This window comes from Amycolatopsis sp. NPDC003731, assembly GCF_053586895.1.
In genome coordinates, this window is record NZ_JBSFNC010000139.1 from 1 (window position 1) to 24,247 (window position 24,247).

Consider the following 24,247-nt stretch of genomic DNA (forward strand, 5'->3'; position numbering starts at 1 on the left):
TGTCACTACGGCCGGTGGTACCGCGTCAAGGCGGGAAAGCGTGCCTTGACCCGGCACCACCGTCCGCGTGCTGGCTTCGGATCGGGGTGGTGGGGAGGTCTGGGTGGGGGTGCCGGTTGGGTTGTCAGCCTGCCGTTTCGGTTGGCGAGTTCGGATTTATCGGTCAAACCAGACAAAACCAATCAGGCACCCTCAGCCCGGTGGCTCCGCCACCTTCGCCGCGCCCGGCTCCCGGCTTCGCAACGCCACCCCCGCCACGACCGCCACCGTCCCCAGCGCCTCGGGCAGCGATGGCACCTGCCCCAGCAACACGAACCCCATCACCCCTGCCGTCACCGGCAGCAAGGCCAGCAGCGTCGCGAACCGTGCCTGTCCTACCCTCCGCAGCACCACCTGGTCCAGTGCGTACGGCACCACCGTCGACAGCACCCCTACCCCGACTCCCAGCAGCACCAGGCGCGGCGAAGACCACACCGGGCCCGTGCCCAGCGCCAGCGGGGACAGGACCACCGTTCCGGCGAAGAACCCGATCGCCAGGCTGTCGATGCCGTCGCCGCCCACCGCCACCCTCTTGCCCAGCAGGATGTAGCCCGCCCAGGCCAGCGCTGCCCCCAACGCGAACGCCACTCCCCAGAAGCTGCCGGCGATGCGGACGTCCGCGATCGCCACCACCCCCGCCGCCACCAGGAGCAGCGCCAGCACGTCGCGGACGGTTCGGGAGCCCAGCGCCGCCACCACCACCGGGCCCGCGAACTCCATCGCCACCGCCGTGCCCAGGGGCAGGCGGGCGATCGCCTCGTAGAACAGGACGTTCATGCCCGCCGTCACCACGCCGAACACGATCGCCAGCAGGAGACGGCGGCCTCGCCAGGCCGCTCGCCCCGGGCGGCGCCAGGCCAGCAGGACCACCGCCGCCCCCAGGCAGCGGAGCCAAGCCACCCCTGCGGGGGATGCGTGGCCGAAAAGGTCGACCGCCACCGCCGCTCCGGCGTACATCGAAATTCCGCTGAGAACGAACAAGAGCGGAGCGGGGACCGCGGAAAGCCGTCGCGGGGAAGTCACGGTACTCACCACCCCATGCTGCCTGACCACGGAAAACGTAACTCTCCGAGGTAATCGTCTCCTGGAATGCGGGACGGCGTTACGGCATCCGGGGTAAATCGACGTGACTCAGGTCCCACCGGCGCGGGAACACTTGCGAGCCGCGAAACGTCTGGAACAGTGGAAGCACGAACACGCGGAGCCGGAGGCGATCGCCGCCACCGGCAGCAGTCCCGAAGTGGGCGTAGCTGGATCGATGGCACCGGGCGACCGGTGCCGGGACGGAGGGAGACCCCCATGACATCGCCGACGCTCACCCGCCCCGAACTGACCGCCGCCGACCGCTGTGACCGGTGCGGAGCAGCAGCTCAGGTACGAGCCATCCTCAGCACGGGTGGCGAACTGCTCTTCTGCGGGCACCACGCCCGCGAGCACGAGGCCAAGCTCAAGGAACTGTCCGCCGACATCCAGCGGTAACAACCCAGACGCGAAAGGCGGCCGGTGCGCACAGGCACCGGCCGCCTTTCTGCATCTCCGGCGACTTTCTGCATCTTGCAGATTGCGTGGCGGAAATCACGGTTCGACTACCGGCAGCAGTGATTTCGGACACGAAACCGGACAGAAAATCAGACAGAATCCAGGACGACTTCGAACGCCACTTCCGCGGCCCCGAGCAGCTTCCCGTCGCCCCCGAGCGCCGAGCTGACGATCCGCGTGCCGCCCACCGCCCGGCTCACCAGGCTGCGGCGGCGCACCTCGGCGCCGACGTGCCGCAGCACCGCCTCGGGCAGCACCGTCAGCAGGTCACCCAGGATCACCAGCTGCGGCCCCAGCAGGTTGACGACGTTGATCAGCCCCAGCGTCAGCCACTCGGCGAACTCCGCAAGCCGCGACATCGCCGTCTCCGGGGCGCGGCCCAGCTCCCGGAGCTCGAACAGGATCGCCCCGCGCGGGGTGTCCTCGGGCAGCCCGAGAGCCCGGCACAGTGCCGCCTCGCCGACCTCGGTCTCCCAGCAGCCGCTGCTGCCGCAGTAGCAGGGGCGCCCGTCCGGCCGGATGACCATGTGCCCGATCTCGCCGACGTACCCCGAGCCGCCGCGCAGGGCCGAGCCCTCCGCGATCACACCGCCGCCGACGCCGACGTCCGCCGAGATGTACACCACGTCGGACGCGCCGCGGGCCGCCCCGCGCAGGTGCTCGGCGACCGCGCCGAACTCGGCGTCGTTGCCGACCAGGATCGGGATCTGCAGCACGCCGCCGAGCCGGTCGCCGAGCGCGACGTCGGTCCAGCGCAGGTTCGGGGCCTCGTGCACGTGCCCGTCCGCCCGCCGGACCACGCCGGGCACCGACACCCCGGCCGCCACCGGGGTCACGTCGAGGTCGCCGGCCAGGATGGCCGTCGACTCGATGACGTGGGTGATGACCTCTTCGGGCTGCCCCATCCGGCCGCGCAGGTTCCAGCTGTTGCGGCCCAGGATCTGCCCGCCCAGCCCGACCAGGGCGATCGCGACGTGCTCGACCTGCAGGTCGACCGCGAGCACGACCGCCGCGTGCGGCTGGGGCAGGACCAGGAGCGAGGGGCGGCCCGCCCCTCGTCCCGGCCTCGGCACCTTCTCCTCGACGACACCGGCTTCGGCGAGCCCGTCGACGAGGGTCTTGATCGTGCTCCGGTTGAGCCCCAGCTCGGCGGCCAGGGTCGCCCGGGTGCTCGGCCCGCCGACGTGCAGCAGGCGGAGCAGTGTCGTGCGGTTGTGCCGGCGCACCTCGTCCGGTCGAGCAACGGGTGTGCTGGTCACGGGCTTTATCATCCCATGCTGGTTCAGCGCGCCGACGCAGCCGCGCGGCGCCGGGACAGCGCGTCGACCGTGGCGGCGAGGAGCAGGACCAGACCGGTGATGATGTTGACCACCGCGGCCGGCTGCTTGAGCAGGCCCAGGCCGTTGATGACCACGGCGATCACGAGCCCGCCGACCACGGCGTCGGACACGCGGCCCTTGCCGCCGAACAGCGACGTACCGCCGATGACGGCCGAACCGACCGCGAACAGCAGCGTGTTGAGGCCACCGGACTGCGGGCTGACCGAGCCGACCTTCGACGCGGCGACGATGCCGCCGATCGCCGCGATCGCCGAGCCGATGACGAACACGCTCGCCCGGATCTTCGGCACGTCGATACCGGCGCGGCGGGCGGCTTCCTTGTTGCCGCCGACCGCGTAGACGTACCGGCCGTACTTGGTCCGGTTGAGCACGTAGGTCCCGGCCACCAGCAGCACCAGCATGATCGGGATGACGTACGGGACGCCCTCGATCGTGACGACCGCCTTGTTCGGCGAGCGGTTGATCGTCAGCAGCCAGGTGCCGAGCGCCGACAGCACGACGAGCGCGCCGACCTTGACCATCACCAGCGCCGTCGGCTGGACGACCAGGCCGCGCTGGAGCCGCTTGAAGTGGCTGGTCAGCGTGATCACCGCGAACCCGCCGGCCGCGACGAGGAAGAAGATCCAGCTGCCCAGGATGTTCAGGTTGCCGTTGGCGATCTTGTACAGCACGTCCGAGTTGCTGATGCCGATCGTGCCGCCCTCACCGATGAACTGCAGCAGGACGCCCTGCCACACGATGAACAGCGCCAGCGTCACGACGAAGGACGGCATGCCGATCTTCGACACGAGGAAACCGGTGATGCAGCCGATCGCAGTACCGACGCAGATGGCCAGCAGGATCTCGAGCCAGGCGTTGGCCGGGACGCCGATCGCGACGAGCAGCAGGCCGATCAGCGACAGGGCGGCACCCGCCCAGATCCGCTGGTAGGCCGACAGGAGCATGGCCAGGGCAAGCACCCCGATGAACGTGATGAACACGCCGGTGCCCATGTTGCCCAGCAGGTTCCCGTTCTGGACGTAGTGCAGGGCCATCACGGACGCGGCGACACCGGAGGCCACACCGGCGGCGAGGTCGATCTCGCCGAGCAGCAGCACGAACACGATGCCCATCGCGATGATGATGACGCCCGCGCCCTGCGGGAACACGTTGGCGATGTTGGCCAGCGTGAAGAAGTTGTCCGACAGCGCGCTGAACAGGATCACCAGCACGAGCAGGCCGAACAGCGACGGCAGCGCGCCGAGCTCACCGGCCCGCAGGCGGGCGAAGTAGTCGCGGACGGCTTCGCCGGTTGACATCGATGTCGTGTCGATGCCGAAGTCGGAGATCGCCCCGGTGGGGGCCTGGGTCTGCGCGAGCGCTTCGGCGGGGGTGCCGACCTCGTGCTTGGCAGGGGTTTCAGTCATTTCCGGTTCTTTCTTCCCGCTCACAGGACCACGGCTTCGGGCCGGGCCAGGCCGAGGTCACCGGAGCGACCGGCGGTGATCAGTTCCACGACCTGGCCGTGGGTGACGTCCTTCGTGTGCACCTCGGCGACGAGCCGGCCGAGGTAGAGCACGGCGATGCGGTCGGCGACCTCGAACACGTCGGCCATGTTGTGGCTGATCAGCACGACCCCCAGGCCCTGCTCGGCCAGCCGGCGGACCAGGTCGAGCACCTGCCGGGTCTGCGCGACACCGAGGGCGGCGGTCGGCTCGTCGAGCACGACGACCTTGCTGTTCCACAGCACCGACTTCGCGATGGCGACGGTCTGCCGCTGGCCACCGGACAGCGAGGAGACCGGCGTGCGGACCGACTTCACGGTCCGGACCGACAGGGAGGCCAGCGTCTCGCGGGCGGCCTTCTCCATGCTGGCTTCGTCGAGCTTCCAGGAACTGCCGCGCTCGCGGCCGAGGAACATGTTCTGGACGATGTCGAGGTTGTCGGCGAGCGCGAGGTCCTGGTAGACGACCTCGATGCCGAGCTCGGCCGCGTCCTTCGGGCCGCGGATGTGGGCGTCCTGCCCGTTGAACCGCACGGCCCCCGAGTCGTACGGGTGGATGCCGGCGATGCACTTGACGAGGGTCGACTTGCCGGCACCGTTGTCGCCGACCAGTGCGGTCACTTCGCCTGCACGCACGTCGAAGTCCACGTCGTGGAGGACGTGGACCGGGCCGAAGCTCTTGTTCAGGCCCTTGATCTCGAGAATGGGCTCACTCATGGATGGGCTTTCTCCTGGGTGGGGACCGGGCCGGGACGCGCCGTCGGGGTGCGCGTCCCGGCCCGGCTGTTCATGGGGTACTACCGGGGCTCAGGAGATGCCGAGCGAGGTGCACTTGGCAGCGAGGTCGCCACCGCAGATCTCGCTCGCCTTCACGTAGCCCTGCGTCACGACCGTCTTGATGTCCTTCGCGAGGATCGTCGTCGGCGTCAGCAGCACGGACTTGATGTCCCGGTTGTTCTTCGGGTCGTGCAGCTTGCCGGTCGCGATGGCGTCGGCCGCGGCCTTGTCGCCCTTGGCCAGCGCGGCGGCCAGCTTGGCGCTCGCCTCCGCCTCTTCCTTGATCGGCTTGAAGACGGTCATGTACTGCTCACCGCGCATGACCGCCATGAGGCCGTCCGCGGTGGCGTCCTGGCCGGTGACCGGGATCTTGCCGTTGAGGCCGTTCTTCTTGAGGATGGTGATGACCGCGCCCGCCAGGCCGTCGTTCGCCGCGACGACGCCGTCGACCTTCCCGGCGTTGGCCTGGAAGATCTGCTCGAACGTCGTGCCGCCGAGCTGGTTGTCCCAGTCGTTGATCGGCTGCTTCTGGATCCGCTTCAGCTTGCCGGCAGCGACCAGCGGTTCGAGGACGGAGTCCTGGCCGTTGGTGAACAGGGTCGCGTTGTTGTCGGTCGGGGCGCCCTCGATCTGGACGAAGCCCGCGCCCGCCTTGTCCTTCAGCGCGTCCGCCATGGCCTGGCCCTGGAGCTGGCCGACCTTCTCGTTGTCGAACGAGACGTAGTACTCGGCGCTGCCGCCGAGGCTCGGGCGGTCGTAGTTGATGACCGGGATGCCCGCGGTCTTCGCCTTGGCCTCGACCGCGGCACCGACGGCCGGGTCGGACGGAGCGATGATCAGGACCTTGACGCCGGAGCTGATGAAGCCGTCGGCCAGGGTGGAGAACTTCTGGGCGTCGCCCTGGGCGTTCTGGACGTCGGCCTCGAAGCCCTGCGCCGAGAGAGCGGCCTGCAGCATCGGCTTGTCGAAGGCTTCCCAGCGGGCCGAGCTGGCGGTCTCCGGCAGGATGACGCCGACCTTGCCGCTGGCACCGCCACCGGCGGCCGGGGCGGACGAGGAAGCGGAGTTGCTCCCCGTGCCCCCGCTGTTCGAACTGTTGGTACCGCAGGCGGTCAGCACCAGGCCGGCGCTCACCGTCGCGGCGAGGAGGGTAAGGGTTCTGCTGCGCATCCTCGTTCCTTCCGGATCCAAGCATTGGTGACGAGTGGCCGTCGGCGTGTGCTTCGGGCCAGCGAGGCGGCGATCCGGGGAGGCCCGGCGCACCGTCGCGCATATGTTGTGGGCGACAACATATGCCGCTGAGCGGCTGCGGGGAAGATAGCTGGATCGATTAAATGACACCAATTGGACACGGTTCGGCAACACGGGCTGAACCTCGCCCGGAAAGAGTAGATCCGCTGACGATGTAATCGCCAGCACTCACGGTTAGTTACATCGAGGTTTCATCGACCCGTGACGTTGGGCCGGTCGTGTGCACCGAGCGCAACCCGTGGCGAATCCACGGGGTGGCGGCGGGATCGGTCGCCGACTTGCGAACTTCGGGCGAAGAGGTGCCCGAACGGCCATTCCGCGGGGAACGGACGGGCGGCCCCCTGGTGACAGCGTGATACGCAGCGTCACAAGCCCGGCGGTGCGGTGATTCCGCCGTCCCGGGGACGGACGGTGATCGCCGGAACTTCAGCCTCCCGGGCGACAGCGCGCCGCCTGAGGCCTCACCAGGACCGCAGCGTCACGATCCGTTCTTCGAGCTGCTCGACGGTCGCCATCGCGGTCACCGGGCCGCCGCACACGCGCCGCAGCTCGTTGTGGATCGCGCCGTGCGGCTTCTTCGTGCGGTGGTGGTACATGCCCACCAGCGCGTTCAGCTCCTTGCGCAACGCGCCGAGCCGCTCGCTGACCGACTGGGGCCGGGCCGCCGGCGGCGGGGCCTCCTCCTTGGCCGGCTTGCGGCGCTTCTCGTCCGCGATCTGCTCTTCCTGCCGCTTTCGCAGCAGCGCGCGGACCTGGTCCGGCTCCAGCAGGCCCGGCAGGCCCAGGTACTCCTGCTCCTCGTCCGAGCCCGAGAACACCGCCGTGCCGAACGAGTTGCCGTCGTAGATGACCTGGTCGAGCTCGGCCGAGGCGCCCAGCGACGTGAACGCCTTCTCCTCCTCGCCCGGCTCGTCCTCGGTGCGGTTGGCCTGGGCCAGGAGCTCGTCCTCCCAGCCCTCCTTCTCGCGGTGCGGCTTGCCGAGGACGTGGTCGCGCTGGGCCTCCAGCTCGCTGGCCAGCTCCAGCAGCACCGGCACCGACGGCAGGAACACGCTCGCCGTCTCGCCCTTCTTCCGCACTCGCACGTACCGGCCGATCGCCTGGGCGAAGAACAGCGGTGTCGACGCGCTCGTCGCGTACACGCCCACCGCCAGCCGCGGGACGTCGACGCCTTCCGAGACCATCCGGACCGCCACGATCCAGCGCTCGTTCGTCTCGGAGAACTCCTTGATCCGGCCCGAGGCCTTCGGGTCGTCCGAGAGCACCAGCGTCGGCATCTCCCCCGAGATGCGCTCCAGGATCTTCGCGTACGCCCGCGCCGACTCCTGGTCCGTCGCGATGACCAGGCCGCCCGCGTCCGGCACGCTCTGGCGGACCTGCGACAGCCGCGTGTCGGCCGCCTGCAGCACCGCCGGGATCCACTCGCCCGCCGGGTCGAGCGCCGTGCGCCACGCCCGGGCGTTCTGCTCCGCCGTCAGCGGCTCGCCGAGCCGCGCGGTGAACTCCTCCCCCGCGCTGGTGCGCCAGGAGGCCTCGCCCGAGTACGCCAGGAAGACGACCGGCCGGACGACGCCGTCGGCCAGCGCGTCCGCGTAGCCGTACGCGTGGTCGGCCTTGCTGCGCTGGAAGCCGCCGGCGTCCGGCTCGTAGGTGACGAACGGGATGGCCGAGTCGTCGGACCGGAAGGGCGTCCCGGTCAGCGACAGGCGCCGCACCGCCGGGGTGAAGGCCTCACGGATCGCGTCACCCCAGCTTTTCGCGTCGCCGCCGTGGTGGATCTCGTCGAGGATGACCAGCGTCTTGCGGTTCTCCGTGCGCACCCGGTGCAGCGTCGGGTGTGCCGCGACCTGCGCGTACGTCAGCGCGACCCCGTTGTAGTCCGACGACGTGACGCCGGTGCCGTTGCGGAAGTTCGAGTCGATGGCGATGCCGGCGGCCGCGGCCGAAGCCGCCCACTGGTGCTTGAGGTGCTCGGTCGGCGTGACGATGGTGATCGCCTCGACCGTGCGGTCGCTCAGCAGTTCCGCGGCGATCCGCAGGCCGAACACCGTCTTGCCGGCGCCGGGCGTCGCCACCGCGAGGAAGTCCTTCGGCTTCCGCGTCAGGTACTTGGTGAGCGCCCGCCGCTGCCACGCCCGCAGCGGGCGCGCGGTCGAGTCCTTCTCCGCGGGAGGCGCCCCGAGCTGCGTCTCCGTCATGCCGGTCCTCCCCCTCGCTCATGCCGTTGACGTGCGAAAACCCTCACTGTGGTACCGACTGCTGTGTCGGAGACTTCGGTGAGGGCACTGGAGCGAGTCTACCGGCCGGGTCCGACAGTTCCGGGCACCGGCACGGGTGATGTCCCCCGACACGCCCGGCCGCAGGGGGTGTGACGAGCCAAATCAGCACGGATGGACCATGCTGGACACGTCATGGGTGAGGTGCAGCCGTCCGGAGCGACGAAGGTGGCCCGCAAGGGGCCGTGGCGCCTGCTCACGCGCACGTTCGCCAAGGCGTGGGAGGGCAACATCTTCTCCGAGGCCGCCGAGGCGGCCTTCTGGCAGACGCTGTCGCTGCCCCCGCTCCTGCTCGGCCTGCTGGGTTCGCTCGGGTTCGTCGGAGAGTGGTTCGGCGCCGGCGTCGTCACCGCCGTGCACGACCGCATCATCGGCTTCTGCCGGACGGTCTTCAGCACGAACGCCGTCCAGGACATCATCGAACCGACCGTGAACAGCATCCTCACCGTCGGCAAGGGCGAGATCGTCTCGGTCGGCTTCCTGATCTCGCTGTGGGCCGGTTCGTCGGCGATGTCGTCGTTCGTCGACGCGATCACCGTCGCGCACGACCAATACGGCGTCCGCAACGACGTCTGGCAGCGGATCTTCGCGCTCCTGCTGTACCTGTGCGGCCTGGTGATCCTGGTCGTCGGGCTGCCGCTGCTGGCGATCGGCCCCGACCTGCTGCCGGAGTTCTTCCCGCTGGCCTGGCGCCCGACCGTGACGTCGTGGGTGAGCGCGCTGTACTTCCCGACCCTCGGCGTGATGATCACCCTCGCGCTGACCACGCTGTACAAGCTCGCGCTGCCTCGGAAACTGCCGTGGCACCGCGGGCTGCCCGGCGCCGTGCTCGCCATGGTCGTGTTCCTGCTGTCCTCGGTCGGCCTGCGCGTCTACCTGAACTGGATCACCAAGACCGGCTACACCTACGGCGCGCTGGCCGCGCCGATCGCCTTCCTGCTGCTGATGTTCTTCATCGGGCTGGCCGTGGTCGGCGGCGCGTACTTCAACAGCGCGATCCAGGAGCTGTGGCCGGCGAAGGCGACCCGGCGGCAGCGGCGGAAGTGGCGGCGGCTGGAGATGGAACGCGCCTCCGAGCGGCTGCGCTCGGAGGACGGCCGCAAGCTGTGGGACCGCACGACCACGCCGCTGAAGCGCCCGCGCGCCGAAGACGTCACCGCCAACGGCAGCGAGCCGGAGCCGTCCGAAGAGGACACCCCCTCACCCAGCGCACCCGAACCGGCACCCAGCGCTGCTCAGGGTCGCGGGTCCACCGAAGGGACGACCCGGAATCCACCCCCAGGCTGAGTCGTTCCTCAGGTCGGACGTGGGACGCTGCCCCCGTCACTGACGCAGGCGTCGGTCGCCGCGTCATTCCCGAGGGGGTTTCCAAGTCATGTCCGTGCTGGCCAGGCTGAGCCTGCGCAACCGGAGCCTGATCGGCCTGCTCGCGCTGGTGGTCGTCGGCTTCGGCGCCTTCGCGCTGCCGCAGCTCAAGCAGCAGCTCTTCCCGTCCCTGCAGTTCCCGCAGGCGCAGATCGTCACCGCGTACCCGGGTGCGTCGCCGGACGCGGTCGACCGGCAGGTCTCCGAGCCCCTCGAAGGCGGGCTCCAGGGGCTGAAGGGCCTCGAGCAGATCACTTCGACGTCGTCGGACGGCGTCTCGCGGGTCGTCGCGCAGTTCGAGTTCGGCACCGACATCGACGCCGCCGTCTCGCAGATCCAGCAGGTGGTGAACCAGGTCCGGCCGCGGCTGCCGCAGAACAGCGAGCCCGCCGTGTCCGCGGGCAGCACCGACGACCTGCCGGTCGTGCTGGTCGCCGCGGGCACCACCGGGGACCCGCAGGCCCTCGCGCCCGCGCTGACCGACCAGGTCGCACCGGAGCTGCGGAAGATCGACGGCGTCCGCACGGTCACCGTCACCGGCGTGCAGCAGCCGCGCGTGACGATCACGCTCGACTACGCGAAGCTCGCGGCGGCCGGGGTCGACCCGGCGTCGATCGCGACCACGCTGCAGGCGGCCGGGGCCGCGGTGCCGGCCGGGACGCTGACCGAGAACGGCAAGACGCTGTCGGTCCAGATCGGCGACGGGCAGACCACTGTGGACACGATCCGCAACCTCTACCTCACGCCGAGCGCGGCCGCGGGAGCCGGCCGCACGCCGGCGCGCGGGCCGGTGAAGCTCGGTGACGTCGCCGACGTCCAGGCCGGGTTCGCGCCGCCGACGTCGATCACGCGCACCAACGGCAAGCCCAGCCTCGGCCTGTCGGTCACCATGGTGGAGAACGGGAACGCCGTCGCCATCTCCGACGCCGTCCGCGACAAGCTGCCGGACCTGGCGAAGAAGACCGGCGCCGAGATGAGCGTCGTGTTCGACCAGGGCACCCCGGTGAAGGACGCGATCAGCGGCCTGACCACCGAAGGCCTGCTGGGCCTGGCGTTCGCCGTCGTCGTGATCCTGCTGTTCCTGCTGTCGGTGCGCTCGACGCTGGTGACCGCGGTGTCGATCCCGCTGTCGGTGGTCGTCGCGCTGCTGGCGCTGTGGACCGGCGACCTGTCGCTCAACCTGCTCACCCTCGGCGCGCTGACCATCGCGATCGGCCGGGTGGTCGACGACTCGATCGTCGTGCTGGAGAACATCAAACGGCACCTGGCCTACGGCGAGGAGAAGGACCGCGCGGTGCTCGACGGCGTCCGCGAGGTGGCCGGCGCGGTGACGTCGTCCACGCTGACGACGGTCGCGGTGTTCCTGCCGATCGCGTTCGTCGGCGGGTTCGTCGGCGAGCTCTTCTCGCCCTTCGCGATCACCGTGACGGTGGCGCTGCTGGCGTCGCTGCTCGTCTCGCTGACCGTGGTTCCCGTGCTGGCGTACTGGTTCCTGAAGCGGCCCGCGGTCCCGGCGGACGCCCTCGAGGCCGAACGCGCTCGCGAAGCCGCCGTCGAGAAGGAACGCCGCAGCATCCTGCAGCGCGCGTACCTGCCGGTGATCCGGTTCGCGACCCGGCGGCGGCTGACCGTGGTTCTGCTGGCCCTGCTGATCTTCGCGGGCACGGTCGGGCTCGCGACGCGGCTGAACACGAACTTCCTCGACCAGTCCGGCGGCACCACGCTGAACATGACGCAGAAACTGCCCGCCGGCACCAGCGTCGAGGCGAAGGAGAAGGCGGCCACGGCCGTCGAGCAGGCCCTCGCGGCCGAGCCCGCGGTGCAGACCTACCAGGTCAGCATCGGCGGCGGCGGGGCGTTCGGCTTCGGCGGCGGGACCAACACGAGCATCTCGGTCACCGTGGCCAAGGACACCGACCTCGACGCGCTGTCGGACCGGCTGCGGTCGAAGCTGACGTCCCGGCCCGAGCTGGGCGAGATCAAGATCGGTGCGGACGCGTCCGGGTTCAACTCCGACCAGGTCTCGGTGACGGTGACCGCGCCGTCGGAGGCCGCGCTGAAGCCGGCGTCCGACCAGGTGGTGCAGGCGCTGCGCGGGGTGTCCGGGCTGAGCGAGGTGTCGAGCGACCTGAGCGTCGGCTCGCCGCGGGTGCAGGTCGAGGTGGACGACGCCGCGGCCGCCGCGCGCGGGCTGTCGGCGAGCAGCATCGGGCAGATCGCCAACCAGGCGATCGCCGGGCGCACGGTGACGCAGCTGCCGGTCGGCGGGCAGCGCACGGACATCGTCCTGCGCGCCGGCACGGCTCCGGTCACGGTCGACCAGGTTCGCGGCCTGCCGATCCCGGGCCCGGGCGGCGTCGTCCGGCTGGACGAGGTGGCTCGCGTGTCCACTGTGGACGGCCCGGCGTCGGTGCACCGCACCGGCGGCGACCTGAGCACCACGGTGACCGCGAAGAACACCGGTGACGACTTGACGAAGACGACGGCGGACATCAAGTCCAAATTGGATGGTCTGACCTTCACCGGCGGGGCGGCGTACTCGCTCGGCGGCGTCAGCCAGGACCAGCAGGAGGCGTTCTCGAACCTGTTCCTGGCCCTGCTGGCGGCCATCGCGATCGTGTTCCTGATCATGGTGGCGACGTTCCGGAGCCTGATCCAGCCGCTGATCCTGCTCGTGTCGATCCCGTTCGCGGCGACCGGCGCGATCGGGCTGCTGCTGGCCACCGGCACCGCGCTCGGCCTGCCGGCCCTGATCGGGATGCTGATGCTGGTCGGCATCGTCGTCACCAACGCGATCGTGCTGATCGACCTGATCAACCAGTACCGGGCGGAGGGGATGAGCGTCGCGGACGCGGTCACCGAAGGCGGCCGGCGCCGGCTGCGCCCGATCCTGATGACCGCGGCGGCGACCATCTTCGCGCTGGTCCCGATGGCGCTGGGCATCACCGGCCAGGGCGGGTTCATCGGCCAGCCCCTGGCGATCGTGGTGATCGGCGGCCTGGTCAGCTCCACCCTGCTGACCCTGGTCCTGGTCCCGACCCTCTACACGATGGTCGAGACCCGCAAGGAACGCCGTCGCGCCCGCCGCGAAGCCCGCCGAACCCCGGCCCAGGCCCCGGACTCGGAGTCCCTCAACCCGGAACTCGCGTGATCAGAACGCCGACACGCGTGATTTGAGGGTCAACACGCGTGATTGGACGGACGACACGCTGGGCCCAACACGGGCCCGGCGTGTCGTCGCTTCAATCACGCGTGTCGACTCCTCAATCACGCGAGTTGACTCTTCCGTTACTGGCGGAAGCGGTAGGTCTTGCTGTCCCAGAGGATGCAGATGCTGGGGGCCATGACCACCACACGGAGCGTGTTGTCGCGCTCGTCGAAGTCGATGCCTTCGACCTCGAACGAGCCCGAGCAGCCGCTGCGGAGCGGGAGCTGGCCGAGCGAGGTGACGTGGGCGGTGACGTCCGAGCCGTTCGGCGCCGAAGCCAGGTCGACCTGGAGGAGCGGCTTCGTGGTGCCGAAGAGGCTGCCGTCCGGGTCGTCGGACGCGCAGAGCAGGCGGGTCGCGGTCTGGAAGTCGCAGCCCTGGACGTCGCGGACCGCGTGGTCCAGGCGGATCGTGCCGGCCATCGGCAGGTTCTGCGCCGGGTTCGTGGCCGCCACCCCCGGCATCGGGTGCACCAGGAGCCGGGTCATCGTGCCCCACTCCCCCGCCACCAGCCAGCGCGCGTCGGGTGACACCGCGGCGAAGGAGTTGTTGTTCGCCTCCCACGACTCGAGGTTGTGCTTGTAGTCGGCCCAGGAGCCGTCCGGGGCCTGGACGCGGAACAGCTTCGCGCCGCGGTCGTCACGCTGGTAGGGCTCGACGTACCAGCCCTGGGCCGAGCCCGGGTCGCCGACGTGGTTCCAGCCCTGGGCGTTCAGGTCGGCCGGGATGGTGCCGATCCCGGTGTAGCGGATCGTCGTCCCCGACGGACGCACGATCGTCGCGAGGCCCTGGCTCTCGTCGAGGGCCCGGGCGTTGTCGGAGCCGACCTCCGTCCAGCCCGTGACGGCCTGGGCCAGCGCCGGCGAGACCACGGCGAGCAAGGCGGCGAGGGTGAGCACGATCCCGGTTCTGCGCATGTGCGACTCCGGTGGGTGAGGGGACCTGGCCCACCGGATTTACCAGGCCGCCCGCACCCGGCACACCCGCCGAATGAAGGTTTTTCACGTTTGTTCGACGATTTGTCTCATTCCGGACAGCAGAAGACCCCGGCGGGTGCACCCCGCCGGGGACCTCGCGCCGGGATCAGTTCCCCGGACGGAGACTGTCGTAGATCTCCTTGCAGGCCGGGCAGACCGGCGACCCGGGCTTCGGCGACTTCGTCACCGGGAAGACCTCGCCGCACAGCGCCACCACGTGAGTGCCCATGACCGCGCTCTCGGCGATCTTGTTCTTCTTCACGTAGTGGAACATCTTCGGCGAGTCGTCGTCGGTGGTGTCCGTGCCCTCGGGCGTGGTTTCCGGCTTCGTCAGCGTCTCGGTGCTCACCCGGCCATTGTGCCCGAGTCCCCGCGCGAAGGGTCTCCGGCCTGGCAGGATCCCCGGCATGTTCCAGAAGGTGCTCGCGACGTTCGGCTCGGGCGGGGCGAAGATCGACGCCCGCCTGCTCGACCGCACCGCCGCCCCCGGCCGCCCGCTCCACGGGGAAGTCCTGCTGCTCGGCGGCGAAGTCGACCAGGAGATCAAGGGGCTCGCGGTGACGCTGCTGGCCCGCGTCCAGACCCCCGGCGGCAAGACCGACGACCTCCCCTTCGGCACCCAGCAGCTGGTCGGCAGCGAGGTCATCCGGGCCGGCCAGCAGGTCCGCGTGCCGTTCGAGGTGCCACTGCCCTGGGAAACGCCGGTGACCAGCGTCTACGCCAAGCCGCTGACCGGCATGGCGGTCGGGGTCCGGGCCGAGCTCGACCTCGCCGCCGCGGTCAGCGACCCCTTCGACGCCGACGCCGTCGCCGTCGAGCCGCTCCCGGCGCAGAAGCGGATCCTCGACGCGCTGAGCCGGCTCGGCTTCACCTTCCGCGAAGCCGTCCTCGAGCCGGGCCGGGTCGACGGCGCCCGCCAGCAGCTGCCGTTCTTCCAGGAGATCCGCTTCACGCCCTCGCCGCGCTTCGCGACCATCTTCTCCCAGGTCGCGGTCACCTTCCTGACCTCGGCCGAGCGCACCGACGTCGTGCTCGAGGTCACCAAGCGGGTCCGGGTGAGCAAGACCGGCGGGTTCGGCGGCCGCGGCCAGGACTTCCTCGGGATGTTCACCATGAAGCCGGACGTCAACTGGGAGAAGCAGCTCGAGGACTGGCTCGACCTCCTCGCCCGGCCACGCGGGATCTTCGACTGATGCGCTGGTCCGAAGCGGTCGCCACGCTCGGCGGCACGTCCGACGCCTGGCAGAGACTCGAAGCGCGCTACGCCGAGCCGCACCGCCGCTACCACACGCTCACGCACGCGGCCACCGTCGCGCGTGACTCCGCGTGGCTGGCCGAAGGCCTCGGCGACACCGAACGCGCCATCGTCGCCGTCGCGGCCTGGACGCACGACGTCGTGTACGACGCGAAGCCCGGCGAAGACGAACGCGCGAGCGCCGCCTGGGCGCGCGAAGCCCTGGCGGGAGTCGCCGAAGCGCACGTCGAGCGCGTCGAAGGCCTGATCCTCGCCACGATCGGGCACGACGCGCCGCCGGACGACCTCCTGGCCACCGCCCTCCTCGACGCCGACCTCGCCGTCCTCGGCGCGCCCGAAGACCAGTACGCGGCGTACGCCCGCGGAGTGCGCGAAGAGTACGCAAAGTACCCCGACGACGTCTGGCGCGAAGGCCGCATCGCCGTCCTGGAGCGCCTGCTCGGGCGCGAGCTCTACCGCAGCGAAACCGCGCGGGCACGCTGGGCGAGCGCCGCCGCGAAGAACCTGACCGCCGAGCTGACCCACTGGCGCGGCGAGCGGACCGATCACCGATGATGGTCCCTCGTGACTACCGCACTCTCGCTGCACGAAGAGGTCGCCTCGGCGCTGCGTGACGGGCACCCCGTCGTCGCGCTGGAGAGCACCATCCTGTCCCACGGCCTCCCCGCCGGCCGCAACCTCGACGTCGCCCGCCGCCTCGAAGGCGTGGTCCGCGACGGCGGCGCCGTCCCGGCCACCATCGCGGTGCTCGACGGGCGGGTCGTCGTCGGCCTGTCCCCCGCCGAGCTCGAGCGCGTCTGCGCGCCGGACGCCGGCCTGGACAAGCTCTCGCTGCGCGACCTCGGCCCGGCTGTCGGCCTCGGCCGCTCGGGCGCGACGACCGTGGCGAGCACGTCGGCGCTGGCCGCCGCGGCCGGGATCGGGATGTTCGCCACCGGCGGGCTCGGCGGCGTGCACGTCGGTGCCGCGCAGTCGTGGGACGTCTCGGCGGACCTCGGCGTGCTGGCGAAGGTGCCGACCGTGGTCGTCTGCTCCGGCGTGAAGTCGGTGCTGGACATCCCGGCCACCCTGGAAGTGCTGGAGACGAACTCGGTGCCGGTGCTGGGCTACCGCACCGACGACTTCCCGGCGTTCTACCTGCGCTCGTCCGGGCACCCGGTCGGCTGGCGGGTCGACGACCCGAAGCAGGCCGCCGCCGTGATCGACGCGCACCGCGCGTACGCGGATTCCGGTGTGCTGCTGGCGAATCCGATCCCCGAAGCGTCCGAAATGGACAAGGAGCTGCACGACCGGCTGCTCGCCGAGGGCCTCGCGCTCGTCGAGGAGCAGGGCGTGCACGGCGCCGACGTCACGCCGGTGCTGCTGGAGCACTTCCACACCGCGAGCGGCGGCGTGAGCATCGACGCGAACGAGGCGCTGGTGCTGAACAACGCCAAGCTGGCCACCGAGGTCGCGGTGGCGCTGGCATGAGCGGGATCGTGGTGGTCGGCGACGCGGCCCTGGACGTGATCGCCCGGCACGACAAGCCGTTGCCGCACGGGGGCGACGCGCGCGCGAAGATCCGGTTCACCGGCGGCGGCTCGGGCGCCAACACGGCGCTGTGGCTGCGGCACCTCGGCGCGGAGACGACGCTGCTCGCGCGGATCGGCGACGACCCGGGCGGCCGGCTCATCCGGGCCGAGCTGGAGGCGGCGGGCGTGCGGTGCGCGTTCTCCGTCGACCCCGAGGCGCCCACCTGCTGCGTCGTGGTCATGGTCGACGGGTCCGGGCAGCGGAGCATGCTGGCCGACCGCGGCGCGAACCAGCGCTTCGCGCCCGAAGACGTCACGCCCGAGGCCCTCGAAGGGGCGCGCCACCTGCACCTGTCCGGGTACGTGCTGCTCGACCCGCCGTCGCGCGCGGCCGGGCTCGCGGCGCTGGCGGCGGCGAAGGAGGCCGGGCTGACCACGTCGGTCGACCCCCAGGCCGCCGCGCACATCACCGACCCGGCCGCGTTCCTGGCCGACGTCCGCGGGGTCGACCTGCTGCTGCCGAACACCGAGGAGCTGGTCGCGCTGACCGGTTCGGCCGACCCGGTGTCGGCGAAGGAGCTGCTCGGCGCGGTCGGCGCGGTGGTGGTCACCGCCGGGCTCGACGGCGCCAGCTGGGTCGACGCCGAGGGCGTCACGAGCGTGCCGGCGGTCGAGGCGGAGTGCCTCGACTCGACCGGCGCGGGCGACGCCTTCGACGCGGGCGTGCTCACCGGCTGGCTGGCCGGGGAGTCCACTGTGGACGTCCTGCGGCACGGCACGCGGCTGGGCGCGCTGGCCGTCGGGAAGGTCGGCCCGCAGCCCGGGTAGGACGTGTCCGGCATCGCCGCGGTCCAGGCGATCACGGCGTGCCGAGAAGGGGCGGCGCCCGGTGTCAGGTGTCCGTCCCGCCGCCCTGCGCCCGGTTCCGCTTCCACTGCGACCACAGCACGTCGCCGAAGTTCTGCCACTTTTCGAATCGCTCGTCCGGGCTCGCCGCGGCCGAGGGGTCGAACGTGCCGATGCGGGCCGCCGGGCCGTCGGTCCGCGGCGGGACGGCGGCCTGGCGCTGGAGTTCGTCCCGGAACTCCACCCAGATCTCCTTGGCCGCCACCTTCATGTCGTTCTCCACGCTGTCGAACGCCCGCCACACCTCGGCGAGGCAGTTCCCCGGGGAGAACGGCTGCACGAAGGCCATCTGCAGGTCGAGCCAGCCGACGTTGCCGCCGAACATGGTGTCCATGGCCCCGTTCAGGTTCCGGTTCAGCCACGAGCCGGACAGCCCGGCGGCCGGGACGGCGATCGCGCGCACGTTCGCCGCCCGGCCCGCCAGCGAGGGCTCGCTCGAGTAGAAGGCGGCCACCAGATCCCGGAGCTCGATCAGATCCGTGGCCCGCTGGGCCGCCGCGACCGCGATGAGCTTGTCCTTGACCAGCGCGGTCACGGTCCGCCGCACCTTCGACTCGGCGGCGGCGGTCCGGCTCATCAGCAACCTGTCGATGGCGTCGGGGATTTCCGGCAGGACGGTCTTGTAGGCGTTCGTATAGTAGACGAGTCCCTCGGCTGCTTTCAGGGCCCCGCTCCAGACTTCGCCCGGCACGCGGGGCTGGGCGGCGCGGAGGCGGTCGGCCACTTCGGCGCCGTAGGCCGCGCCGGCGCCGGCCTGGCTCCTCCCGCCACCGCAGGCCACGAACTTGAACGCGGTGTCCTTCTGCACCTGCCGCCGGTCGTCGGAGGCCTCGGAGACGAAGTCGGCCGGAGTGAGTCCGCCCAGCTTCGCCCGGTTGCCGTGGCCGTAGAAGACCGAGGCTTCGGTGGTGGGTGCCGGCGGGAAGACCCAGGAGCCGTCCCACTGGTGCTTCCCACCCGCCCCGGCGGCCCCCTTGGCGGTCAGCGACTCCTCGATCTCGTCGACCTCGGCGTCCCCCACCATGTTGTGCACGCCTTCGCCGAAGGGGTTGGGCATCCGCACCATCAGCCGCTGCACGGGCACCGCCGGCCCGGTCCGCCCGAGCATCGCCACCACGGCCTGGTTCCCGGCGAGCCGTTGCCAGCCCAGGAGCGGGTGGCCGGGCGCTTGACCAGGAGCACGGACGGGACGCTTGGCCACGCGTTCGGGCTGGGGTTCGGCGTGTTCTTCCACGGCGCACCGGCTTTCCGACCGGGAGGCGGACTTGCCGCCTGTGTACGACCGGACACTACCCGTGACGGCGGGCCTTCCGGCAGTTCCGCACGGGCACGGATCACTGCCCGTCAGGCCGCCCGTGCCGAACCCCGGCGCGCCATCCCTAGCCGTCGATCACCCGGTGACTGGTGCTTTCGATCGCCTTCGCTTCGCGCTGGTAGGTGTTGACCTTCTCGGACTTGCGGGGCGGGCGGTCGTTGGCGATCAGGACCGCCACCCACGGCAGCGGCACCGAGATCGCCAGGAACCCCAGCGCGAGCCACCAGGTGTGGTAGGTCAGCCCGGCGAGGATCAGGCACGGGATCCGGCAGGCCATCATGATCACGTACTTGCGCTTGCGGGCGGCGAACTGCTCTTCGTACGACGGGGCCGCCCCGGTGATCAGCACCGGGTCCGAGTCCTTGGCGGGCGTGGTCACTGCACCACCTCCGCCTCCATCGTCCCACTTGCGCGGTTCATGCGACACCGGGGTGACGCATCTTGCTGAGGGCGGCGAGGACGAGGGTTTCGATGCCGGTGCGCAGGGTCGGGTGCAGCACCGGGGCGAACCGCGGCGAGTGGTTGGACGGGATGTCGCGCTCGAACCGGCCCTCGGTCATCGCCGTGATCACCGTCTGCGGGTCGAAGCCGCCGACCAGCCAGAACACCGACGGGACGCCGGCCGCCCGGCCGAACTCGCTGAAGTCCTCGCTGCCGGTGATCAGCGGCGCCGGCAGCACGACGTCGGCGCCGAAGTGGCCGCGGAAGACCTCGGTGAGGGCCTCGTTGGCGGCCTCGTCGTTCTCCGTGACCGGGTAGGCGCCCGACCGCTCGATCTCCGGCGGCTTCGGCGCGCCGGCCGTGGCGGCCTCGCCGTGCACGATCCGCTCGACCGCGGCCAGCACCCGCTCGCGCACGGCCTGGTCGAACGACCGGACGTTGACCTCCAGGACGGCGTCGTCGGCGATCACGTTGCTCGCGGTGCCCACGTGCAGCGAGCCGACGGTCACCACGGCCGAGTCGGTGGCGGCGATCTCGCGGGAGACGATCGTCTGCAGCTTGAGCACCACGGACGCGGCCAGCACGGCCGGGTCGACGGTGGTTTCCGGGCGCGAGCCGTGCCCGCCGCGGCCGTGCAGGGTGACGCGCAGCGTGTCGGTGGCGGCCATGATCACGCCGGGCCGGGTGAGCACCCAGCCGGCCGGGCCGGGCACCAGGTGCTGCCCGAACACGACGTCGGGCCGGCCGGCGATGTCGAAGAGGCCGTCGCGGACCATCGCCGACGCGCCGCCCGCGCCCTCCTCCCCCGGCTGGAACACCACCAGCAGCGTGCCGGACCAGGTGTCACGGCCCTTCGCGAGCAGCGCGGCGGCGCCGGAGAGCCAGGTGGCGTGCATGTCGTGGCCGCAGGCGTGCATGACCGGGACGTCGGTGCCGTGTTCGTCGGTGGCGCGGGCGGTGCTGGCGTAGGACAGCCCGGTCTTCTCCTCGACCGGCAGCGCGTCGATGTCGGCCCGCAGCTGCACCACCGGCCCCTCGCCGTTGCGCAGCACGCCCAGCACCCCGGTGCCGGCGATGCCGGTGTGCACCTCGTAGCCGTCGCGCTCCAGCCGCCGGGCCAGCTCGGCCGCCGTCCGGGTCTCGGCGAAGGACAGCTCCGGGTGCCGGTGAAAGTCGATGTACAGCGCTTCGAGCTCGGGCAGCGCCGCGTCGAGCGGGGCGAGGACGCGTTCAGGGGTCACGGGGGCCATCGTGGCAGCATTACCCACCGTGAGCACGCGAAGCGAGTTGCCCGACCTGTCCGACGACGTCTGCGCGCGGCTGCGCGAGGCCTTCCGGCGCACCTCCTACGACGCCGACGGCGTGGTCGACGCCCTCGGCGGGGCCGCGCACGCGGCGCTGGGCCGCGGCGAGCCGGTGCCGGCCGAGCGCGCGAGCCGCGACGCCGGTGACCTCGGGACGCTGATCCGGCTGTTCCTGCTGGGCGGCACCGAGCCGGAGACCGCGGTCAAGGCCGCCTTCGCGCCGCTTTCACCCGAAGACGCCGTCTCCGCCGGGGTGCTGGCGCCGGTCGCGGACGGCTACCGGGCCGCGCTGGACATTCGGCCGCACGGCGACGAAGAGGGTTCGTGGTGGGTCGTGTCGGACCTCGACGCCGACCTGCTCGGCCACACCGTGCCCGAGGACCACGTGCTCGGCGTCGGCCACGCGTCGCTGTCGCTGATCCGCGCGACGAGCCGCCGCCCGGTGGGCACCCTGCTCGACCTGGGCACCGGCAACGGCGTCCAGGCGCTGCACGCGACCCGGCACGCCGAGCGCGTCACCGCCACCGACGTCTCCGCGCGGGCCCTCGCCCTGGCCGCGGCGACCTTCCGGCTGAACGAGCTGGACGTCGAGCTCGTCCGCGGCGAGTGGTTCGCGCCGGTCGCGCGGCGGAAGTTCGACCAGGTCGTCTGCAATCCGCCGTTCGTGGTCGGCCCGGCGCGGGTGGACTACACCTACCGCGACTCCGGGCTGGCCGGCGACGACGCGAGCGCGCTGGTCGTGCGGCAGCTGCCCGGGTTCCTGAACGACGGCGGCACCGGCCACCTGCTGGCGTCCTGGTTGCACACCGGCAAGGAGGACTGGGCCGATCGGGTGAGCCGCTGGCTGCCCGCCGAGACCGACGCCTGGTTCGTGCAGCGCGACGTCGCCGATCCGGCGCTCTACGTCGGCACGTGGCTGCGGGACGCGGGTCTGGACCCGCGGTCGCCCGAGGGCCGGGCGAAGGCGGCGGCGTGGCTCGATTGGTTCGCCGCCAACGACGTCCGGGGCATCGGCTTCGGGTTCGTCACGCTGCGGCGGGCGTCGGGGCGGACACCGACCGTGGTCTGCGAAGACCTGCGGCAGGCCTACGACGACCCGCTGGGCCCGGAAGCGGCCGGGTGGCTGGACCGCGTGGAATGGCTGCGCGAGTCGGGTGATTCCTTGCTGGATGTCCGGTTTGTGGTGCCGGACACGGTTTTGCTCGAAAGCGTCGAGGAACCCGGCGACGAGGGCTGGGCGACGACCGTCCGGCGGCTGCACCGCACCGACGGGCCGGGCTGGCAGCACGAGGTGGACGAACTCGCCACGCGGCTGCTGGCGGGCTGCCGCGGCGCGCTGCCGCTGGAGGACCTGATCGAGCTCCTCGCGGCGGCGCAAGGCCTGTCGTCGGAGGAACTCGCGGCCGCCGCGCTGCCCGTCGTCCGGGAGCTCGTCCGGCACGGGATGCTCGTCCCGGCGGGCCGGTGAGGGCGGTCGCGGCCCGCGTCACGCGGGCGGACGTGACGGTGGACGGCGAAGTCGTCGGCGCGATCGGCGAACCGGGTTTGCTTGTGCTGCTGGGAATTCACGTCGACGACGATCCGGCGAAGGCCGCCACGATGGCGCGCAAACTGCACGAACTGCGGCTGTTGCGCGACGAGGAATCATGCGCCACGGCGAATGCCCCGCTGCTCGTGGTGAGCCAGTTCACGCTCTACGGCGACACGAAGAAAGGGCGGCGGCCGTCGTGGACGCAGGCGGCCCGACCGGAGGTCGCCGAGCCGTTGGTGGACGCCGTCGTGGCCGAGCTGCGCGGCCGCGGCGCCACCGTGGCGACCGGGCGGTTCGGGGCGATGATGGCGGTGTCGAGCGTGAACGACGGTCCGTTCACGGTTGTCGTAGAGGTCTAGACCACTGCGATCCGGTTCGGTTTCCGGCCGGATTCATATGGAATTCTCAGGTTTACCGGTCACGGAACGTTCTCAGCAAAAGCTCAGCCTTGATTGAGCAACCGGATCGCTCCGGCAGCCGTCTTCTTCTATGACGAGCCGGGAACGTTTTGGGAACCCGGAGCGTTGTGCCAGATGTCCAGCCAAGCCGGCCGGACCGGCGTACCGGGTTCCACAGGCCCCGGTCCGCGGGTACGCACCCGGTGGACGACCGCAGCAGCACGTTCAGCCCGTGACCGGGGAGGCAGAATGTCAGTCCAGACTCTCGAACGCGAGTCGCGCGGGATTCGCGAGCGCATCCCGGCTCAGACGACCGAGGAGCCGGCGATGGGCGTGGGGGCGCTCACCGACGCCGACCTCGACGCCCAGAGCCCCGCCGCCGACCTCGTCCGCGTCTACCTCAACGGCATCGGCAAGACGGCCCTGCTGTCCGCGGCCGACGAGGTCGAGCTGGCGAAGCGCATCGAAGCCGGCGTGTTCGCCCAGCACATGCTGGACACGGCCGAGGAGCTCACGGCCAAGCGCCGCACCGAGCTGGCCGCGCTGGTCCGTGACGGCCACGTGGCCAAGAACCACCTGTTGGAGGCGAACCTCCGCCTGGTGGTCTCGCTCGCCAAGCGCTACACCGGCCGGGGGATGCCGCTGCTCGACCTGATCCAGGAGGGGAACCTGGGTCTCATCCGCGCGGTGGAGAAGTTCGACTACTCCAAGGGGTTCAAGTTCTCGACGTACGCCACCTGGTGGATCCGGCAGGCCATCACCCGGGGCATGGCCGACCAGGGCCGCACGATCCGCCTGCCGGTCCACCTGGTGGAACAGGTCAACAAGCTGGCCCGCATCAAGCGTGACCTGCACCAGCAGCTCGGCCGCGACGCCACGCACGAGGAGCTGTCGGCCGAGTCGGGCATCCCGGCGCACAAGATCTCGGACCTGCTCGACCACTCGCGTGACCCGGTAAGCCTGGACATGCCGGTCGGCACCGAGGAGGACGCCCCCCTGGGCGACTTCATCGAGGACTCCGAGGCGACGGACGCCGAGAGCGCCGTGATCTCGGGCCTGCTGCAGGACGACCTGCGCCGGGTCCTGGCCACGCTGGACGACCGCGAGCAGCACGTGATCCGCCTGCGCTACGGCCTCGACGACGGCCAGCCGCGCACGCTCGACCAGATCGGCAAGCACTTCGGGCTGTCCCGCGAGCGCGTCCGCCAGATCGAGCGCGAGGTCATGTCGAAGCTCCGCCAGGGCGAGCGCGCGGACCGGCTCCGCGCTTACGCCAGCTGATCGTTCCCACGAGGGGCGGGGGGCCGGGGGGCCCCCCCCCCCCGCGATTT

21 protein-coding genes are annotated in these 24,247 nt (G+C 71.2%); 10 read left to right on the plus strand and 11 right to left on the minus strand.

The annotated features are described in order from the left end of the window. Positions 1 to 192 precede the first annotated feature (192 nt). Positions 193 to 996, minus strand: a complete 804-nt coding sequence (locus ACWDN5_RS37540) for an EamA family transporter (protein ID WP_449679617.1) — start codon at positions 994 to 996, stop codon at positions 193 to 195. A 342-nt stretch (positions 997 to 1,338) separates the two neighbouring features. On the opposite strand from ACWDN5_RS37540, the gene ACWDN5_RS37545 reads away from it, so the two are divergent. Next, entirely contained in the window at positions 1,339 to 1,518 is a 180-nt protein-coding gene (locus ACWDN5_RS37545; RefSeq protein ID WP_004561029.1) for a DUF7455 domain-containing protein, read from the plus strand. 149 nt (positions 1,519 to 1,667) lie between these two features. On the opposite strand, the gene ACWDN5_RS37550 is transcribed toward ACWDN5_RS37545, so the two are convergent. From ACWDN5_RS37550 to ACWDN5_RS37570, 5 genes are all read right to left on the minus strand, one after another. Beyond that, a complete protein-coding gene (locus ACWDN5_RS37550; protein WP_449679618.1) occupies positions 1,668 to 2,849 on the minus strand; it encodes an ROK family protein in 1,182 nt (393 codons plus the stop codon). An 11-nt stretch (positions 2,850 to 2,860) separates the two neighbouring features. Further along, a complete protein-coding gene (locus ACWDN5_RS37555) occupies positions 2,861 to 4,324 on the minus strand; it encodes a sugar ABC transporter permease (protein ID WP_449679619.1) in 1,464 nt (487 codons plus the stop codon). A gap of 20 nt (positions 4,325 to 4,344) precedes the next feature. Next, positions 4,345 to 5,118, minus strand: a complete 774-nt coding sequence (locus ACWDN5_RS37560; RefSeq protein WP_004561026.1) for an ATP-binding cassette domain-containing protein — start codon at positions 5,116 to 5,118, stop codon at positions 4,345 to 4,347. 90 nt (positions 5,119 to 5,208) lie between these two features. Next, positions 5,209 to 6,348, minus strand: coding sequence for a sugar ABC transporter substrate-binding protein (locus tag ACWDN5_RS37565; protein ID WP_449679620.1), 1,140 nt, complete (start codon positions 6,346 to 6,348; stop codon positions 5,209 to 5,211). Between the two features lie 542 nt (positions 6,349 to 6,890). Next, positions 6,891 to 8,627 carry a DEAD/DEAH box helicase gene (locus ACWDN5_RS37570; RefSeq protein ID WP_449679621.1) on the minus strand — a complete coding sequence of 579 codons (1,737 nt, stop codon included), beginning with the start codon at positions 8,625 to 8,627 and terminating at the stop codon, positions 6,891 to 6,893. 213 nt (positions 8,628 to 8,840) lie between these two features. Here ACWDN5_RS37570 and ACWDN5_RS37575 point away from each other — a divergent pair, with 213 nt between their 5' ends. Next, entirely contained in the window at positions 8,841 to 9,992 is a 1,152-nt protein-coding gene (locus ACWDN5_RS37575) for a YihY/virulence factor BrkB family protein (RefSeq protein ID WP_449679622.1), read from the plus strand. An 88-nt stretch (positions 9,993 to 10,080) separates the two neighbouring features. Next, a complete protein-coding gene (locus ACWDN5_RS37580; RefSeq protein WP_449679623.1) occupies positions 10,081 to 13,221 on the plus strand; it encodes an efflux RND transporter permease subunit in 3,141 nt (1,046 codons plus the stop codon). A gap of 137 nt (positions 13,222 to 13,358) precedes the next feature. Here the strand turns inward: ACWDN5_RS37580 and ACWDN5_RS37585 are convergent, their stop codons facing one another. Together ACWDN5_RS37585 and ACWDN5_RS37590 are read right to left on the minus strand one after the other, a co-directional pair. Further along, positions 13,359 to 14,195, minus strand: coding sequence for a hypothetical protein (locus ACWDN5_RS37585; RefSeq protein ID WP_449679624.1), 837 nt, complete (start codon positions 14,193 to 14,195; stop codon positions 13,359 to 13,361). 166 nt (positions 14,196 to 14,361) lie between these two features. Continuing rightward, complete coding sequence (locus ACWDN5_RS37590) at positions 14,362 to 14,604, minus strand: DUF3039 domain-containing protein (RefSeq protein ID WP_176176076.1); 243 nt, start codon at positions 14,602 to 14,604, stop codon at positions 14,362 to 14,364. Between the two features lie 58 nt (positions 14,605 to 14,662). On the opposite strand from ACWDN5_RS37590, the gene ACWDN5_RS37595 reads away from it, so the two are divergent. Genes ACWDN5_RS37595 through ACWDN5_RS37610 form a run of 4 tightly spaced genes read left to right on the plus strand, consistent with a single transcriptional unit; the run spans position 14,663 to position 17,849 of the window. Beyond that, positions 14,663 to 15,448 carry a sporulation protein gene (locus ACWDN5_RS37595; protein WP_310974863.1) on the plus strand — a complete coding sequence of 262 codons (786 nt, stop codon included), beginning with the start codon at positions 14,663 to 14,665 and terminating at the stop codon, positions 15,446 to 15,448. Further along, complete coding sequence (locus tag ACWDN5_RS37600) at positions 15,448 to 16,065, plus strand: HD domain-containing protein (protein WP_449679625.1); 618 nt, start codon at positions 15,448 to 15,450, stop codon at positions 16,063 to 16,065. Before ACWDN5_RS37595 ends, ACWDN5_RS37600 begins: the two co-directional genes overlap by 1 nt. 9 nt (positions 16,066 to 16,074) lie before the next feature. After that, positions 16,075 to 16,980, plus strand: coding sequence for a pseudouridine-5'-phosphate glycosidase (locus tag ACWDN5_RS37605; protein ID WP_449679626.1), 906 nt, complete (start codon positions 16,075 to 16,077; stop codon positions 16,978 to 16,980). Beyond that, positions 16,977 to 17,849 (plus strand): carbohydrate kinase family protein, encoded by an 873-nt coding sequence (locus tag ACWDN5_RS37610; protein WP_310974860.1) that lies wholly within the window; start codon positions 16,977 to 16,979, stop codon positions 17,847 to 17,849. The genes ACWDN5_RS37605 and ACWDN5_RS37610 overlap by 4 nt, the downstream gene beginning before the upstream one ends. Positions 17,850 to 17,913: 64 nt before the next feature. Here ACWDN5_RS37610 and ACWDN5_RS37615 read toward each other — a convergent pair whose 3' ends face one another. The 3 genes from ACWDN5_RS37615 to ACWDN5_RS37625 all read right to left on the minus strand — a co-directional run bounded on the left by ACWDN5_RS37615 (position 17,914) and on the right by ACWDN5_RS37625 (position 20,924). Then, entirely contained in the window at positions 17,914 to 19,161 is a 1,248-nt protein-coding gene (locus ACWDN5_RS37615) for a hypothetical protein (RefSeq protein ID WP_449679627.1), read from the minus strand. 145 nt (positions 19,162 to 19,306) lie between these two features. Then, a complete protein-coding gene (locus ACWDN5_RS37620; RefSeq protein ID WP_310974858.1) occupies positions 19,307 to 19,621 on the minus strand; it encodes a DUF3099 domain-containing protein in 315 nt (104 codons plus the stop codon). 37 nt (positions 19,622 to 19,658) lie between these two features. Beyond that, positions 19,659 to 20,924, minus strand: coding sequence for an amidohydrolase (locus ACWDN5_RS37625; protein ID WP_449679628.1), 1,266 nt, complete (start codon positions 20,922 to 20,924; stop codon positions 19,659 to 19,661). Positions 20,925 to 20,952: 28 nt separating this feature from the next. On the opposite strand from ACWDN5_RS37625, the gene ACWDN5_RS37630 reads away from it, so the two are divergent. The 3 genes from ACWDN5_RS37630 (at position 20,953) to ACWDN5_RS37640 (ending at position 24,197) form a co-directional block, all read left to right on the plus strand. Next, on the plus strand, positions 20,953 to 22,455 hold the full coding sequence (locus ACWDN5_RS37630; RefSeq protein WP_449679629.1) for a DUF7782 domain-containing protein: 1,503 nt from the start codon (positions 20,953 to 20,955) through the stop codon (positions 22,453 to 22,455). Beyond that, on the plus strand, positions 22,452 to 22,877 hold the full coding sequence (gene dtd, locus ACWDN5_RS37635; RefSeq protein WP_310974855.1) for a D-aminoacyl-tRNA deacylase: 426 nt from the start codon (positions 22,452 to 22,454) through the stop codon (positions 22,875 to 22,877). Before ACWDN5_RS37630 ends, dtd begins: the two co-directional genes overlap by 4 nt. A gap of 288 nt (positions 22,878 to 23,165) precedes the next feature. After that, a complete protein-coding gene (locus ACWDN5_RS37640) occupies positions 23,166 to 24,197 on the plus strand; it encodes a sigma-70 family RNA polymerase sigma factor (protein WP_449679630.1) in 1,032 nt (343 codons plus the stop codon). The last annotated feature ends 50 nt before the right edge of the window (positions 24,198 to 24,247 follow it).

What these genes read in the sequence shown, in the direction of transcription:
- ACWDN5_RS37540 (WP_449679617.1), bottom strand. Translation starts at nt 996, where the DNA reads ATGTACGCCGGAGCGGCGGTGGCGGTCGACCTTTTCGGCCACGCATCC.
- ACWDN5_RS37545 (WP_004561029.1), top strand. Translation starts at nt 1,339, where the DNA reads ATGACATCGCCGACGCTCACCCGCCCCGAACTGACCGCCGCCGACCGC.
- ACWDN5_RS37550 (WP_449679618.1), bottom strand. Translation starts at nt 2,849, where the DNA reads ATGATAAAGCCCGTGACCAGCACACCCGTTGCTCGACCGGACGAGGTG.
- ACWDN5_RS37555 (WP_449679619.1), bottom strand. Translation starts at nt 4,324, where the DNA reads ATGACTGAAACCCCTGCCAAGCACGAGGTCGGCACCCCCGCCGAAGCG.
- ACWDN5_RS37560 (WP_004561026.1), bottom strand. Translation starts at nt 5,118, where the DNA reads ATGAGTGAGCCCATTCTCGAGATCAAGGGCCTGAACAAGAGCTTCGGC.
- ACWDN5_RS37565 (WP_449679620.1), bottom strand. Translation starts at nt 6,348, where the DNA reads ATGCGCAGCAGAACCCTTACCCTCCTCGCCGCGACGGTGAGCGCCGGC.
- ACWDN5_RS37570 (WP_449679621.1), bottom strand. Translation starts at nt 8,627, where the DNA reads ATGACGGAGACGCAGCTCGGGGCGCCTCCCGCGGAGAAGGACTCGACC.
- ACWDN5_RS37575 (WP_449679622.1), top strand. Translation starts at nt 8,841, where the DNA reads ATGGGTGAGGTGCAGCCGTCCGGAGCGACGAAGGTGGCCCGCAAGGGG.
- ACWDN5_RS37580 (WP_449679623.1), top strand. Translation starts at nt 10,081, where the DNA reads ATGTCCGTGCTGGCCAGGCTGAGCCTGCGCAACCGGAGCCTGATCGGC.
- ACWDN5_RS37585 (WP_449679624.1), bottom strand. Translation starts at nt 14,195, where the DNA reads ATGCGCAGAACCGGGATCGTGCTCACCCTCGCCGCCTTGCTCGCCGTG.
- ACWDN5_RS37595 (WP_310974863.1), top strand. Translation starts at nt 14,663, where the DNA reads ATGTTCCAGAAGGTGCTCGCGACGTTCGGCTCGGGCGGGGCGAAGATC.
- ACWDN5_RS37600 (WP_449679625.1), top strand. Translation starts at nt 15,448, where the DNA reads ATGCGCTGGTCCGAAGCGGTCGCCACGCTCGGCGGCACGTCCGACGCC.
- ACWDN5_RS37610 (WP_310974860.1), top strand. Translation starts at nt 16,977, where the DNA reads ATGAGCGGGATCGTGGTGGTCGGCGACGCGGCCCTGGACGTGATCGCC.
- ACWDN5_RS37640 (WP_449679630.1), top strand. Translation starts at nt 23,166, where the DNA reads ATGTCAGTCCAGACTCTCGAACGCGAGTCGCGCGGGATTCGCGAGCGC.